This is a genomic window from Clostridium sp. AM29-11AC, from assembly GCF_003480545.1.
GTDB classification, from domain to species: Bacteria; Bacillota; Clostridia; order Lachnospirales; family Lachnospiraceae; genus Otoolea; species Otoolea saccharolyticum_A.
This window is the reverse complement of record NZ_QUJI01000004.1, coordinates 139,351-153,243: the sequence shown is the minus strand read 5'-3', so window position 1 is coordinate 153,243 and position 13,893 is coordinate 139,351. Positions and strand designations below refer to the sequence as shown.

At 50.3% G+C, this 13,893-nt stretch carries 11 protein-coding genes; 7 read left to right on the top strand and 4 right to left on the bottom strand.

Annotated features, from left to right (window positions below; all coding sequences use genetic code 11):
* Positions 1-35: 35 nt before the first annotated feature.
* Positions 36-383, bottom strand: coding sequence for a DUF2200 domain-containing protein (locus DW757_RS04770; protein ID WP_021966618.1), 348 nt, complete (start codon positions 381-383; stop codon positions 36-38).
* A gap of 270 nt (positions 384-653) precedes the next feature.
* Here DW757_RS04770 and DW757_RS04765 point away from each other — a divergent pair, with 270 nt between their 5' ends.
* From DW757_RS04765 to DW757_RS04750, 5 genes are all read left to right on the top strand, one after another.
* Positions 654-986 carry a PadR family transcriptional regulator gene (locus DW757_RS04765; protein WP_118751113.1) on the top strand — a complete coding sequence of 111 codons (333 nt, stop codon included), beginning with the start codon at positions 654-656 and terminating at the stop codon, positions 984-986.
* Entirely contained in the window at positions 983-1,117 is a 135-nt protein-coding gene (locus DW757_RS17895) for a hypothetical protein (protein WP_008396940.1), read from the top strand. Before DW757_RS04765 ends, DW757_RS17895 begins: the two co-directional genes overlap by 4 nt.
* A 147-nt stretch (positions 1,118-1,264) precedes the next feature.
* Positions 1,265-2,293: a glycosyltransferase family 2 protein gene (locus tag DW757_RS04760; RefSeq protein ID WP_008396938.1), complete on the top strand. Its 1,029-nt coding sequence runs from the start codon at positions 1,265-1,267 to the stop codon at positions 2,291-2,293.
* A 20-nt stretch (positions 2,294-2,313) separates the two neighbouring features.
* Complete coding sequence (locus tag DW757_RS04755) at positions 2,314-4,029, top strand: glucosyltransferase domain-containing protein (protein WP_243033379.1); 1,716 nt, start codon at positions 2,314-2,316, stop codon at positions 4,027-4,029.
* Positions 4,030-4,108: 79 nt separating this feature from the next.
* Positions 4,109-5,389 (top strand): DUF1576 domain-containing protein, encoded by a 1,281-nt coding sequence (locus tag DW757_RS04750; RefSeq protein WP_015544079.1) that lies wholly within the window; start codon positions 4,109-4,111, stop codon positions 5,387-5,389.
* A gap of 81 nt (positions 5,390-5,470) precedes the next feature.
* On the opposite strand, the gene DW757_RS04745 is transcribed toward DW757_RS04750, so the two are convergent.
* On the bottom strand, positions 5,471-7,297 hold the full coding sequence (locus DW757_RS04745) for an ABC-ATPase domain-containing protein (RefSeq protein ID WP_118751111.1): 1,827 nt from the start codon (positions 7,295-7,297) through the stop codon (positions 5,471-5,473).
* Positions 7,298-7,643: 346 nt separating this feature from the next.
* Here DW757_RS04745 and DW757_RS04740 point away from each other — a divergent pair, with 346 nt between their 5' ends.
* Complete coding sequence (locus DW757_RS04740) at positions 7,644-8,783, top strand: YcxB family protein (RefSeq protein ID WP_118751110.1); 1,140 nt, start codon at positions 7,644-7,646, stop codon at positions 8,781-8,783.
* A 171-nt stretch (positions 8,784-8,954) separates the two neighbouring features.
* On the opposite strand, the gene DW757_RS04735 is transcribed toward DW757_RS04740, so the two are convergent.
* Positions 8,955-9,971: a PTS sugar transporter subunit IIC gene (locus DW757_RS04735; RefSeq protein ID WP_015544077.1), complete on the bottom strand. Its 1,017-nt coding sequence runs from the start codon at positions 9,969-9,971 to the stop codon at positions 8,955-8,957.
* A gap of 393 nt (positions 9,972-10,364) precedes the next feature.
* On the bottom strand, positions 10,365-12,281 hold the full coding sequence (locus tag DW757_RS04730; RefSeq protein ID WP_118751109.1) for a sigma-54-dependent Fis family transcriptional regulator: 1,917 nt from the start codon (positions 12,279-12,281) through the stop codon (positions 10,365-10,367).
* Between the two features lie 586 nt (positions 12,282-12,867).
* On the opposite strand from DW757_RS04730, the gene DW757_RS04725 reads away from it, so the two are divergent.
* Complete coding sequence (locus tag DW757_RS04725; RefSeq protein ID WP_118751108.1) at positions 12,868-13,884, top strand: hydroxyacid dehydrogenase; 1,017 nt, start codon at positions 12,868-12,870, stop codon at positions 13,882-13,884.
* The last annotated feature ends 9 nt before the right edge of the window (positions 13,885-13,893 follow it).

Here is a 13,893-nt window from a genome sequence, read left to right as displayed (position 1 = left end):
GGAGGGATTTCTATTCCGTCTGAATCTGCGGGAAATTACCGCAGGATTTTTTCCATGGGCTTTCCCTTTGCCAGCTCGTCGATGAGTTTGTCGAGAATCCGGATTTCCCGCATCAGAGATTCAGAGATGGTTTCCACCCTCACCCCGCAGACGGTTCCCCTGATAAGGTTTCTTGCGGGATTCATGGCAGGTGCATTTCTGAAAAATTCTGCATATTCAATATCAGATTGAGAAAGCTTTAAAATTTCGTCTCTGCTGTAGCCGGTGAGCCAGCTGATGACCTGGCTGACCTCTTCGCCGGTGCGGCCTTTTTTTACGGCTTTATTTACCAGAAGGGGATAAATGGATGAAAATTTCATCCTGTAAACTTTTTCACTGTCCATATGCGTTCTTCCTTTCCTTTTGTTTTGGCTTTATGTTCTATGAGGATTTTACCATATCAGGGATGAAAGGGATACGGGCTGCGGGAAGAGAAATGAAAGAAAACTGTAAGATCCGTTCCAGCTATCTTGTGATACAATATAGTTAAGCTACTATGTTATGCAAGACAGCCTGGAAGAGGAGTATGGCAGAAACAAAAGACGGGTAAGAAGAGCAGGGACAAAAAATCAGGATACAAATCAGAACTACAGGGAAAAAACAGGAGGGCAGGAATGTACGATCAGTCGCAGCTTATGAAGGGTATCATGGAGGGCTGCATCCTCTCGATCATAGGCCGTGAGCGGACATACGGGTATGAGATAGTGGAGCGGCTGAGAGAAAAGGGGTTTTCGGATGTAAGGGAGGGGACGATTTATCCTTTGCTTTTGCGCCTGGAGAAAAAAGGAATGCTGAGGGCCGAATTCATGCCCTCCCCTCTAGGGCCCAGCAGGAAATATTACAGACTTACAGAGGAGGGAAGAAGGCAGCTTGAAGTATTTTGCGACAGCTGGAGAAGGATAGCGAGGGCAGTGGAAAGAATCATCGGAGAGGAGGGAGAACAATGACGGCCAGTTTAAAGGAGCTGAGGAAGGAAAATAAGCGGGAGATGGAGGCTATGGCGGTGTTTCTTGTTTTTCTGATTTGCGCAGTCCTGTACAGAAACCTTATAAAGTCCCAGCTTGCAGGGAAAAATTAGGCTGTTTTGTCTCAATCGTGTAAAAGAGAAAAAGGCAGGTTTCCGGTTCCCAAAGGATGCTGCAATTAAAACAGCTTGTAACGGGATGGGAGATATGATATAAAGAAAAGGCAGTGATGAAAGAATGAAACCAGAGGAAATACGAAAATGAAACGAATTTCGATTATTATTCCCTGCTATAATGAACAGGAGGCGATTCCTCTTTTTATGGAGGAGGCCGGCAGGGTGTGTGGGGGACTGACAGAGTATGAATTCGAGTGGATTTTCGTGGATGACGGCTCAAAGGACGGGACGCTTTCCCTGTTAAAAGAATATGCGAAAAGAGACAGGCGGGTGAAATACCTGTCCTTTTCAAGAAATTTTGGAAAGGAAGCGGCGATCTACGCAGGGCTTGAACATGCCCGGGGAGATTATACAGCCATTATGGATGCGGATCTGCAGGATCCGCCCAGGCTTCTGCCGGAGATGATAGAGGCGCTGGAGTCAGGGGAGTATGACAGCGCGGCCACCAGGAGGGTGGATCGCAGAGGAGAGCCGCCCATCCGCTCTTTTTTTGCAAGGATGTTTTACCGTCTGATCCGCCATATCTCTGATATTGACATTGTGGACGGGGCCAGGGATTACCGCCTGATGAACAGGAAGATGAAGGATGCCATCGTATCTATGACGGAGTACAACCGTTTTTCCAAGGGGATTTTCGGCTGGGTGGGATTTCGCACCAAGTGGATTCCCTTTGAGAATGTGGAGCGGGTGGCAGGGGAGACGAAATGGTCCTTCTGGAAGCTTTTGATCTACTCTATAGAGGGGATTGTGGCCTTTACCACGGTTCCGCTGACGATAGCGGCCTACCTGGGGCTTATCTTCTGTGTAGTGGCTTTTTTCATGGTGCTGGTGGTAATCGGAAAGACGCTGATGTTCGGCGATCCGGTGGGAGGCTGGCCCTCCCTGGCCTGCATTATCCTCTTTGTGGGCGGCATCCAGCTTCTGTGCGCGGGCATTGTGGGGAAATATCTTGCCAAAATTTACCTGGAGGTAAAAAGGAGACCTATCTACCTGGTAGCAGAGGAAAATCTGGACAGGGATCATGAGTCTGACAGGAAAGGCAGACAAAGCAGTGAAAATACATCTGTTTCTGAGGAAGAGGCTGACAAGGCAGCCGCAGAATGGGATGGATGATCCGGAAAGGAGGAGGAAGAATGAGTCTGGCAGGTCAAAAAAAGGCTGGGGAGATGGGCAGACAGGGAGCTGATGGGAAAAATACGGCCATTTTAAGGTTTTTCAGGGGACTTTGCCGGGAAACTGCAGAGTTTGGCTCCTTCATCAAAAGAAACAGGGCGGGTGCGCTTTTCTCCGGGGCAGCCGCCCTGTTTGTGTATTGGGGATGGCTGACAAGCGCTGATATTACTGTGGACAGCGAGATTATGATGACAGATCCCCAGAGCATGATGGCTTCCTGGCTGGGAATTAACCGGTTCGGACTCGTTTTTACCAAGCATCTGTTCGGAATGACTTCCTTTGTTCCCTCTGTGTCCAAGGTGCTTACCGTGTGTATGCTGTGGATAACGGCCATGTTTTTTTCCTTTTGTGTGTATAAGTGGAGCGCAGAACAGAAGCGGTTTCTCATTTTCTCGGCAGCTTTTCCCGCACTGTATCTGACGGCTCCCTGCTTTGCCGAACAGTTTTATTTCACTCTCCAGTCCTTTGAGGTGGTTTTTGCCCTGTTTTTGTGCGGGGCGGCTGTGTATGGGGCGGGGCAGCTTGTTTTTTTTCGCGGAGGCCTGCTCTGGGGTCTGATATCTGTTCTCCTTATGGTCTGGGCCTTCGGAACGTATCAGGCCATGGCGGCAGTTGCGGTGACTCTGACCGTGATTCTGTTTATGACCGTCTATCTGTCCGACACAGTAAAAGGGAGGGGAAGAAGCTTCTGGTTCCTCTCGGGAGTCCGCCTGGCGCTTATCTTTCTGTCAGGTTTTGTGCTGTATCTTCTGACGGCTTCTCTGGTGCGCCGCCTGTCAGGGGGAAGCGAAGCCTATGTGGCAGATATGGTGCACTGGAAAACAGAGGGAGTCAGACAGTGCATCGGGTATGTGAAGGGAGAGGTGCGCAGAGTATTTGACTGCTACTATGTGATGTTCCGGCCGGGATTTCAGTGGATTCTTCTATTGTTTCTGACCATATCCTGTGTCTGGGCGGGGAGGAAAAGGGAGAAGGGTCTCCTCTTTTATCTGGCGGCAGCGGTTCTGTTTCTCATCTCACCGTTTTTTATGACCATCGTTTCAGGGTACTACCAGCCACTCCGGGCACAGCTTGTCTATCCTCTTGTCTATGGGTTTTCCGCGGCCTTTCTGGCAGCGGCTCTCTGGCCCTCAGAAAGTGCAGGCGCGCGGAAGGAAGAGCAAAAATCGAAAGCAGGAAGAAGGAGCCGTATCAGAAAGGGACTTTCCCTGGCAGCAGTTTTTATGTGCCTGGCGGCTTCCTGGCGTCAGGGCTGTGATACTGCCCGTCTCTTTCAGACGGTACATGAGGTGTCAGAGCAGGACACAGCTCTGACGGGAGAGATCTATGGAAGGGCTGGGAAAATGGCTGCTGACGCAGGACTCGATATTTCCGACTGTACCTTTATTTTTCTTGGAAGCAGGCAGGCAAGTCTTACAGGGGAGAAGCTGCTGGGAGATGTGATTGGATGCTCCTTTTACCAGTGGGATGCAGCCAGCTCCATGGGAATTTCCAGAAGGATTTACGATCTGATGCAGGCGCTCAATCTGCCGTGTGCAGAGCCGGTTCTGTCAAGGTATCTCGACTCTCTTCCGTTTTCTCAGTCAATGACCTGTTACCCTGCAGAAGGGTCAATCGTACTGGATGAGGATACTGTGATTGTAAAACTGTCAGAACCTGTGCAAAGCGGCTCCTGATTTCTCATTATAGAAGGAAAAATCTGAAAGCTTCGCCGATTTCAGGCTGAACGAATTTTTAAAGAAAGGTTGTATGATAATGGCTCACATGAACCACCTGTCGAGAAGGGGGAAGTTTCTTCTCCTGTCAACGATTCCCCTCTATTTTATGGTCTGCGGTTTTCTGCTCCAGCCGGTAAATGAAATCTGGCCTGGAATTGTGACTCTGATTAGAGAACCTGATTTTCTGATTACCGATTATTTTGTGGTGGGAGGAGTGGGGGCTGCGTTTCTGAATGCAGGGATGCTTACCCTTCTAAGCATTGCCCTGATCTATTTTCTCGGAATGGAGATGGACGGACACACGATCACCTCCGCATGTCTGATGTTTGGTTTTTCACTGTTTGGGAAGAATCTCTTAAATATCTGGGCAGTTATGGTCGGCATCTGGCTGTATGCAAAATACCATAAAATGCCGGTGTCTAAATATATTTACATAGGACTTTACGGAACCAGCCTTTCCCCCATTATCACGCAGATTATGCAGATAGGGCAAATGCCTTTGATTTTCAGAGTGTTCCTGGCCCTGGGAGCGGGAATGGTGATCGGCTTTGTACTGCCGCCTCTGGCCACCCATGTTCATTTTTCCCACAAGGGATATTCCCTCTACAATGTGGGATTTGCCGCAGGGATCATTGCTACTGTGATCGTGTCTCTCCTTAAATCCTTCGGAATCACGGTGGAGAGCAGGCTTATCTGGTATACGGGAAATACCATGACCTTTTTTGCAATTCTCTGTATTCTGTTTGCCGGAATGGCAGTGGGGGCGCTTTACGTCGGCGGCCGCCAGGCAGTGGAAGAGTACCGGGCAATCCTTAAATGTTCCGGCATCGGGGGCACAGATTACCTGCGGGACAATGGAGGGCCGGCCACTGTGCTTAATATGGCGGTCAACGGCTTTCTGTCCACTCTTATGGTTGTAATAGCCGGAGGTGATTTAAACGGTCCAACCATCGGAGGTATTTTTACCATTGTGGGATTCAGCTCCACGGGAAAGCATATCAGGAATATCTTCCCCATTATGATGGGAGTCTACCTGGCAGGACTGACAAAGTACTGGAGTATCAGCGAACCCTCCCCCATGCTGGCCTTCCTGTTCTCTACCACTCTTGCGCCTATTTCAGGAGAGTTTGGATGGCTGGCCGGGCTTCTGGCAGGCTTTCTCCACTCCTCTGTAGCGCTCAATGTGGGCATTGTGTACGGAGGAATGAATCTCTATAATAACGGCTTTGCGGGAGGAATTATAGCGACCTTTCTGGTGCCGGTCATCCAGTCCATCCGCGATCGGAGAGCCAGGGCAAGAGAGGAGGACGCCCTCTGATCTGCGTCCTCCCCCTTCTGTTTTTTTTCGGATGCCGGACCGTTTTTTGCGGCCCGGCTGTTTTATCTGACCTGACAGGGCCTAAGCCTGGTGCTTCCTGTACCTGGCCAGGCAGGCGTAGACCTCCTGGGCTCTTGGCCTTGCGAAGCCGGAAGCCGTATAGCCTCCTCCCTTGCTCTTTTTTAAGAAGGAGGAGAAGCCCTCAGAATCCCACATGCGTTCCAGTTCTTCCATGATTTCCGAAATATTTTTCCGGCCGTCGGCAAGTTCACAGCAGGAATAGCGCAGGATATAGGCGAGAGCTGCAGTCTGCTCAGAATCGGCAATCTGCTCTACATAGTGAAGGTTTACTGTATTTTTGTCGATGGAGAAGGAATCCCTGTCGAAGAACTTGACCTTCCCATCGGCAATCCGCTTGCCGTTTACCCGGTAGGGGCGGGAAGCATCCGGCATCCGGAAGGCAGGCGCAGCCTCAGAGGATTTCACCGGAGACGGGAAGGCCTTCAGGGTTTCACGCACCTTCTCTGTAATGTCCACAGGACGGTAGCTGTCCATCTGGATCACAGTGTCCGCAATGTGGAAGAAGGCGCCGGAGCTTCCTGCCACCAGGATGGTGGAGATGCCCAGCTCGTCAAAAAGCTGTCTCGCCCGCTCAATGAACGGGGTAATCGGCTCTTTTTTTCTGTGGATGACGCTCTGCATCAGCTCGTCCCGCACCATGAAGTTGGCGGCAGAGGTATCCTCGTCGATGAGAAAGGCATGGCAGCCGGAGAAAATGCCCTCCACGATTCCGGCCGCCTGGGAGGTGGAGCCGCTGGCGTCCTCTGTGGTGAAGTGAGTGGTATCCTTTCCGTTGGGCAGGTCATTGATAAACAGAGAGATGTCTGTGTCCTCAATATAGCGCCCATCCTCTGCCCTCAGCTTTAAGGCGGTAGAGTCGGTGATCACATATTCCCTGCCGTCCCCTGCGATATGGTTGTAAACGCCCATCTCCAGCGCCTTTAAAAGCGTGGATTTTCCGTGGTAGCCGCCTCCTGCAATCAGTGTAATCCCTTTGAGAATGCCCATGCCGGACAATTCCCCTCTGTGGGGAAGAGAGAGGGTGACGCGAAGGCTCTCCGGGGACTGGAAGGCAACGCTCTCCCTTAAGGGAAGATCGGAGACGCCGCTCTGTCTTGGGAGGATGGAGCCATCAGCCACGAAGGCGGCAAGCCCTCTCTTTTCCAGCTCAGCCCGGATATACTCCTGATCGTCGGCAAGCTCAGCCCTCCTTCTGATTTCATCGGCCGGCAGGGAGGCTGCCATCAGCGCCCTCTTTACGCAGGCGGGAATAAAGTCAAAGAGGATCTTTTCAAGCTCCCTGGCATTGATGGTGCGGCCGTTGGCAGGAAAGCCTGCGTGGAAGCGAAGCCAGATGCCGTCCTCCCGTATCTCACAGGCAGTCCGGGAGAGAATTTCCTGGCCGCAGCGGGTCACAGAGATCAGCCCGCTCTTTCCGGAGCCCTTTGCCTGGAAATTGAACCTGGCCGCCTCCCTGCCGAACTGGCGGATGAGATAGTCTTCCAGGGCTGTCTTTCTCATATCTGTCTCATAGAGAGACGCTTCAAATCCCGCTGTTTTATGGGGGACAAACACGCTCAGGTGGGAAGGGGAGGCAAAGGGATCGCCCTGTACGTGGTCGATGGAGAGCTGAAAGCCTGGAAAACGGTAGATCCCCGCAAGGGATTTGTAGGCCGGATAGCTTCTCCTGTCAATGGAGAGAAGGAGGGTTCTGAGCTCCTCAGAACCCTTTAAAACCCTGGGTCTGTCCGGAGTGAAGATGCGCTCTCCTGCGCCCTCCCTGTCTCTGCCGCCGCCGTCATTGCCGCCGCGGCGCCCTCTGTTTCTGTACTGTTCATATGGTTTCATAGTCAAGCACCTGTTCCTTTCCTGTGATAAATTCAATTATTAATAGCAGAAAGTCATCTCAGTTATATTTTGCCCGATAGATCTGGCCGTTTATATCTCGTAATAGTATATCATCCATTCACTTCCCGCGCAAAGCCTTTTGCCCTCACACCTGTTCCACCTGTCCTAAATGAGAAATCTGTGGTATAATGACCGAAAAACGGTCATTATGACGATCCGCTGGGGAACGGAGGGGGTGCCAAAACCCTTGCGGCGAGTGCGCGTCTTTCGAAGAGATACATATCCGGAGGAGATGGTATAATGATCGCGAGTAAAAATGTGAAAAGTAAGGGAGGAATTCAAAAAAATGGCAAAAGGGTATTTTTATGTCTTTCACGATCCGGAAGACGGGTTTATATCGGGGAAGGCATCGGATGTTGCAAGGGATATGGCAGCCAGAGGGGCCTTCAGACCTACTGGATGGGTGGAAATTGCCGTGTGGGCTGCTATTTCCCTGTTTGTATCCAGGGAGATTTCAGTGTATTTAAATCTTGCAGGTGCAGTGACCCTTGTCCTGTGGATCGCGGCTGTGGTTTTGCTCTATGCAGTATCCAGAGGAATTTTATTTCTGTCTGCCTGGATATCATCGAGAAAAAATGCGCAGAATCCAGAGGTGCGGCAGGCTCTTCGCCAGTATATCTGGTTTGGAGAGGGAAGCATGTTCACAGAATCAGAGGATTCCAGACTGGATATATCCTATAAAAGAATCAGGAACATAGAATGCGGGGGGGATCGCTTCATCCTCAATATGAGCACCGGAAAACAGATGATCCTGGAAAAGAAAAATTTTCTGGAAGGAAAGCCGGAAAAATTTGAGGCATTCATTCGAAAAAAAATTGAGGAGGGAACTTCTCTGGAGCTTGAGGAGGGTGCTCCTAGAGCCAGAGTGCTTGAGAGTGAAGAGGGAATTTACCGTCTGTATCAGGCCGCAGAGTGGAACCGGCTGAAAAGCGGGCGTGAGAAGTATCCCTTCAGCATGTATCTTCTGATATTTCTGTGTGTGAGCGCAGGCTTTACCTTTATCAATATCTCTCTGAAGGATGGAGCCCTTCCGTTTGCGGCCTATGCCGCTGTTGAGGCAGTTTTGGCCGGTGTCTGCGCAGCCCATTACCGTATGAAAAACAGACAGGCGAGAAGCGAGAAATCACTTAGAAAGGCTGCTGGCCGTGAGTGGAAGATGCTGAAGGGCAAAGCCGATGGTCTGGAAAAAGAGCTTGTATTCTTTAAGAAAGGGTTTAAGGTCAGGACAGAAGAGTATACAACCTCCTATAATTATGAAAATGTCAATACTGTGATTGCGTCAGAAGACTCCATGGTCATTGCCGGAGACGGATTTTCGTTTGTGGCTATGGCGGGTACTGAAACATTAGGCTACCCGGAGATCAAACGGCTGATAGAGGGTGGAAAGAAAATACACATAGAAGAAATGTCACAGGACAATAAATAGGTAAAAATCGCAGGCATAGAGAATTCATCTCATAAGAAGTGCTCTGAGAGAATGTGAGCCACAGCGGCAAGGATTGCCGTGCTGTTTCTCCCGTACTTTCAGAGCACTTTTTTTATGCTGTCATTCTTTTTTTGAGCAGCTTTTCACGAAATCAGGGCGGAAGCTGTCAGGCTATGCCGTCTTGGCAGAGTTTTTCTGCTCGTCAAAGCGCTTAAATACGATGCTTCCCACAAATCCGGCGAGAGAGCCGCCTGCAGCAGCCAGCACCAGCGCAGTTGCCACCTTTCCGGGAGGATTGAAAGCAAATGGAGCCAGAAGTCCCGGAATCGGCGATGCAGTTCCGGGCGCATTGTTTATAATGCCCAGCATGGCAGCGGCTATTCCGGCCAGTCCGCCGCCGAAGAAATTGGAGCCGTAAATAGGGATGGGATGCCTTGTAATAATGTGGGCCTGTGTCAGAGGCTCCAGCATAACGGCTGCGATGTTGCTCTTATTGCCCAGATGAAGGCGGGCAAAGATAAGACCATTGGTGAAGGATCCGCCGAAGCAGGCAATGGCTGCAATACCCATGGGAAGGCCTGTCAGGCCCAGCATGGCAGTGAGGGCCATGGAGCTCAACGGAGAGGTACAGATCATCTTGATAATACCGCCTAACAGAAAGCCCATCAGAATCGGTGACTGTTCCGTTGCCGCTGTGATTGTGTTTCCAATATAGCCCATGGCTGCATTGACAACCGGATCCGTGAAAAAGGCAATAGTTCGGGCAATGGGAGCCAGAACCAGAGCGCCCAGAATGGTGTCAAGGCCTGCTGGCAGGTACTTTTCGATAAGAGGGGCCAGAAATCCAGTCAGGTATCCGACCATAAATCCGGGGAGGATTCCGTAACCGCCTACCGCCACACCTGCAACTACAGCAAACAGGGGATTGGCGCCCATCCCGATGGGAATCAGAATAGCGGAAGCGACGCCTCCCAGGCCTCCGGCTACGGAGCCGATTTCGCCGAGAAAGGCAATTCCCAGAAGGTCACCGGAAATATACCTGTGTACTGCTTCAACAAGGAAGGTGGCCACTGCAGCGTTCGCCAGCCCCGACATGGCCACGGAACCCTTTGGAGCCTTCATGCTGAACAGAGAAAAGCCGGCAAGAGTCAGGAGAAGCAGGCCCATTCCAAGAAGAATTGTTGTCATATTTGTTCCCTCCATATTGTTTGTCTGGTATTGATAAAATCAATACTGTAAAAAGTCGCGTAAAAATATTTTACTATAAATAAGGAACAATGAAAAGGATAAAAATTGGAAAAATATGTGTAATTTTACATCGTTTCACACTTCATAGCGATAAAATTGCACGCTTCTGCATAGAAAAATATGAAATTTATCAGATAAAATTGTGGTAAATATCTGAAAGTGAGAGACGGGTGGCAGGCCGAACAAAAGAAGAGGGAGCAGGAGGACAGAAGGTTTCCGAACAGGGAAACTGCAAAAAGCACCGTGCGCCAGAACTTTATGCTGTCTGCAGATGAACGTGCACGGTGCTTTTGAATGGTAAATCCTATATCATTTAATTTCGGATGGGTGGGACTATTGGGAAAACAGGCCATATTTTTTCATTTTCCGCCAGAGGGTTGCTGTGCTGATACCCAGATCTTTTGCCGTCTTTGCACGGTTCCCATGATTTTTTCTCAGAGCGTGTTCAATTTCTGTCTGTTCGCAGTTTCCCACTGTATCTTCCAGAAGGCCTGGAAGCGGTTCGGTCTTCCCGGAGAAGGAGAAGATGTTTTTAAGCCATGAAGCCGAGATTTCCCTGCCGTCGGACAGTGTGACGATCCGTTCCAGCAGGTTAAAAAGCTGGCGCACATTGCCGGGGCAGGGTTCCCGTGAGAGCAGCTCCATGGCGTCGGGGAGAAAGGTGACGGGACGGTTCTGCCGCTTCATGTAAGCATTTACAAGGAGGGGGACGTCGCCTGTGCGGCTCCTGAGGGGAGGAAGGTTCAGCTCAAGCACGTTGAGTCGGTACAGGAGATCCTCCCGGAACAGCTTCTGTTCCACAAGCTCATACAGATTTTTATTGGTGGCGCTGATAATGCGGATGTCCACCGGAATGATCCGGTCATCGCCCAGGCGGCAGACCTCTCTCTCCTGAAGAACGCGCAGGAGCTTTGCCTGTACGTTCAAATCCATCTCTCCGATTTCATCCAGAAAAACAGTCCCTCTGTGAGCCATCTCGAAAATTCCCATTTTTCCCTCTTTGTTGGCACCTGTGAAGGCGCCCTTCACATAGCCGAACAGTTCACTTTCCAGAAGAGACTGGGGAAGAGCTGCGCAGTTGATGGCCACAAAGGGCTCGTCCGCCCGGGAGCTTTCATTGTGAATGCTCTGGGCAAACAGTTCCTTTCCGGTGCCCGTTTCCCCGGTGATGAGAACGGAACTCTGGGAGCGGGCATATTTTCTGGCCAGATGGATGGTGTCTTTCAGAACACGGCTCTCCCCGATGATATCTTCAAAATGACTTTTCGCTGTGTATCCCCTCTCGCTTTTGCTCAGACGCAGTCGCTTTTCGGCAGACTGGATGCTGTTTTCACTGGAGACGATGACTACAATGCTTTTCAGCCTTCTGCTCACAATCACCGGCAGGTATTCGGCCACATAAATTTTTCCGCCCAGGCGGAGAATCTGCTGTTTTTTGTGGAGATTGGCCTTTCCCTCAATGGGTCGGCGGCCAATATGAAGAAAACTCTCCGCTTCACCTGAAAACAGACATTCCCTGAGAGTCGGCAGCATCCGCTCTGCCGTTTCATTGGAGAACAAAAGACTGCCGGAGGTGTCAAAGCTCAGCACTGCATTGGAAATTCTGTTGATGGTAGTGGATATGGTGGTCAGATATTCATCCTTTCTCTCCATAGAAGAAAGAATGCTCAGAGCGCTGTCAATGGCGAGAGAGATATTGGATGGCTCTACCATGAGGGGGATATGGCGTAGTCCCAGCTCCCGGATTGCCTCAATGGCTCTCTTGACAGAAAAGCCGCCGATCAGAGCCTCCGTGCCGGGCCGCAAAGCTGTTTTAAGCTCCTCCATGATCGTGTCTGGCGATTTGGGTTCAATGAGCTGTACGTCCAGGCCGGAGATGCGCCGGAAGGTTCGCATAATGTCATGGGCTTTGTCAAAGCCTACCATAGCCACCTGCTCGGGAGGAGCTCCCGCTGCCTCAAAAGAGCTGTAGATTTCCTCGTAGAGATAGGGGACATTGATGACAGGCACGGATACATGGTGCTCGATCAGGCTGGTATTGCGACCCCGGCAGATAAAAATACGGCTTCCGGCCCGGGCATATTCCAGTGCACAGCTCAGGGTCTGTTCGCCTGTGGCTTCTGTTACGGAAATGTGGCTTTCCAGGTGTCTCTCAGCGATAATTTTCCTTGCGGCCTCAGCAAAGGTTTCTGAGGCCGCGAAAATGACAATGTCCGACGGATGGTTTATGGTTGTTAAGGTATGGTTCATGGCAATTCTCCCTGTCACAGCAATCTTTGCAATATTCTTCAGCTTTTTAAAACCAGTGTTATCTGAACAATAAAAACATTAGAGGAATCTCTGAACAGATTTGATAATGTTTCATTACTGCAATATTATTTTGAAATAAATATTTCATATATGAAATAAAATATTGATTTAAGTATAGATAAACTGTCTCGGTTTGTAAAGTGAAAAAATAAAATCAAATGAAATAGAAAGGGATAATAAGAGAAGGACTTCATCAGGAAAAAACTCAGAAATACAGCACATATTGTCCCATGTCCGTTTAAATACAGGCAGTGGGAGAAAAAGCCGGGCGGCAAGAGAACTCCGTGAAAGAGGAGATGCTGGGGCACCGGAAGGGGAGCGAAACAGAAATTGAAAGAAAAATGGCTGTTTGTTGAGAAAAGTTGGCATGGGTATTGCTCAATAGATAGAAGGAAACGTTATCTGAAACCGGATAATTTCTGGAGAGGCAGTCTTATGGGGGGACAGTAAGTGCAGCTGGGGAAAAGGCATTCTGCAGATAACTGTTCTGTCAGAGAAGAAAAAAACAAAAGGAGGAATCGGAGATATGAGTTTTAGGATTTTACTTCCGCAGCCGATTTTAGAGTCAGGAAGACAGTACCTTCTTGAGAAGGGATATGAGCTGGTGGACGGCTCCGGGTTTGATGAGGAGGACATCATCCGGGATATCAGGGGCTGCGATGCCATGATTGTGAGAACTGCCAAGATCACAGAACGGATCCTTGAGGCAGCCGACAGGCTGAAGGTCATTGCCCGCCATGGGGCAGGCTTTGACGGGGTAGATCTGGAGGCGGCGAGAAAAAAGGGAATTTTAGTCCTCTATGCGCCGAAGGCCAACAGCCAGTCCGTGGCAGAGCTGGCTGTGTTCTATATGCTCCACTGTTCCAGAAACTTTAAGCTGGTTCAGAAGCTGTACAGGGATGACTACCGGTTCGCGAAGTTTAACGTGGAGAAGCATGAGTTAAACGGAAAGACCCTGGGTCTCATCGGAGTGGGAAATATCGGAGGCCTTGTGGCAAAGAAGGCAGCCCTCGGATTTGATATGAAGGTAATCGCCTTTGATCCTTACGCAAAAGAGCTGCCGGACTACATAGAAGTGGCAGAGAGCCGCGAGGAGGTGTTTGAGAAGGCAGATTACGTATCTCTCCATGTGCCGGCTACTCCGGAGACAGTGAACAGCGTGGGAGAGAAGGAATTTCGCCTGATGAAGCCGACCGCATTCCTGATCAACACATCGAGAGGGAGCGTGGTGGATGAGGAGGCACTGATCCGGGCCCTGAACGAAAAAGAGATCGCAGGGGCGGCGCTGGATGTCCTGAAGCAGGAGCCAATCGATAAGGATAATCCGCTGCTTGAGATGGACAATGTAGTGACAGCGCCCCATATCGGAGCAGCGACGAAGGAGGCATCTGCCAGAGCGTCGCTGATCTGTGCCCAGGGAATTGATGATTATCTGTCAGGCCGGAAGCCGGAGTTTGTGGTGCCGCCGATGAGAGATATGGTGAAGCAGGAAGGCTGGGCCGGGAAGGGGCAGGCAGAACAGACAGACAAAGCGGGAGAATAGAGCAGAAAG

Coding starts and splice junctions, on each gene's coding strand:
- DW757_RS17895 (WP_008396940.1), top strand. CDS start 983: ATGACGGCCAGTTTAAAGGAGCTGAGGAAGGAAAATAAGCGGGAGATG.
- DW757_RS04740 (WP_118751110.1), top strand. CDS start 7,644: ATGGCAAAAGGGTATTTTTATGTCTTTCACGATCCGGAAGACGGGTTT.
- DW757_RS04755 (WP_243033379.1), top strand. CDS start 2,314: ATGAGTCTGGCAGGTCAAAAAAAGGCTGGGGAGATGGGCAGACAGGGA.
- DW757_RS04730 (WP_118751109.1), bottom strand. CDS start 12,281: ATGAACCATACCTTAACAACCATAAACCATCCGTCGGACATTGTCATT.
- DW757_RS04760 (WP_008396938.1), top strand. CDS start 1,265: ATGAAACGAATTTCGATTATTATTCCCTGCTATAATGAACAGGAGGCG.
- DW757_RS04725 (WP_118751108.1), top strand. CDS start 12,868: ATGAGTTTTAGGATTTTACTTCCGCAGCCGATTTTAGAGTCAGGAAGA.
- DW757_RS04735 (WP_015544077.1), bottom strand. CDS start 9,971: ATGACAACAATTCTTCTTGGAATGGGCCTGCTTCTCCTGACTCTTGCC.
- DW757_RS04750 (WP_015544079.1), top strand. CDS start 4,109: ATGGCTCACATGAACCACCTGTCGAGAAGGGGGAAGTTTCTTCTCCTG.
- DW757_RS04765 (WP_118751113.1), top strand. CDS start 654: ATGTACGATCAGTCGCAGCTTATGAAGGGTATCATGGAGGGCTGCATC.
- DW757_RS04745 (WP_118751111.1), bottom strand. CDS start 7,297: ATGAAACCATATGAACAGTACAGAAACAGAGGGCGCCGCGGCGGCAAT.
- DW757_RS04770 (WP_021966618.1), bottom strand. CDS start 383: ATGGACAGTGAAAAAGTTTACAGGATGAAATTTTCATCCATTTATCCC.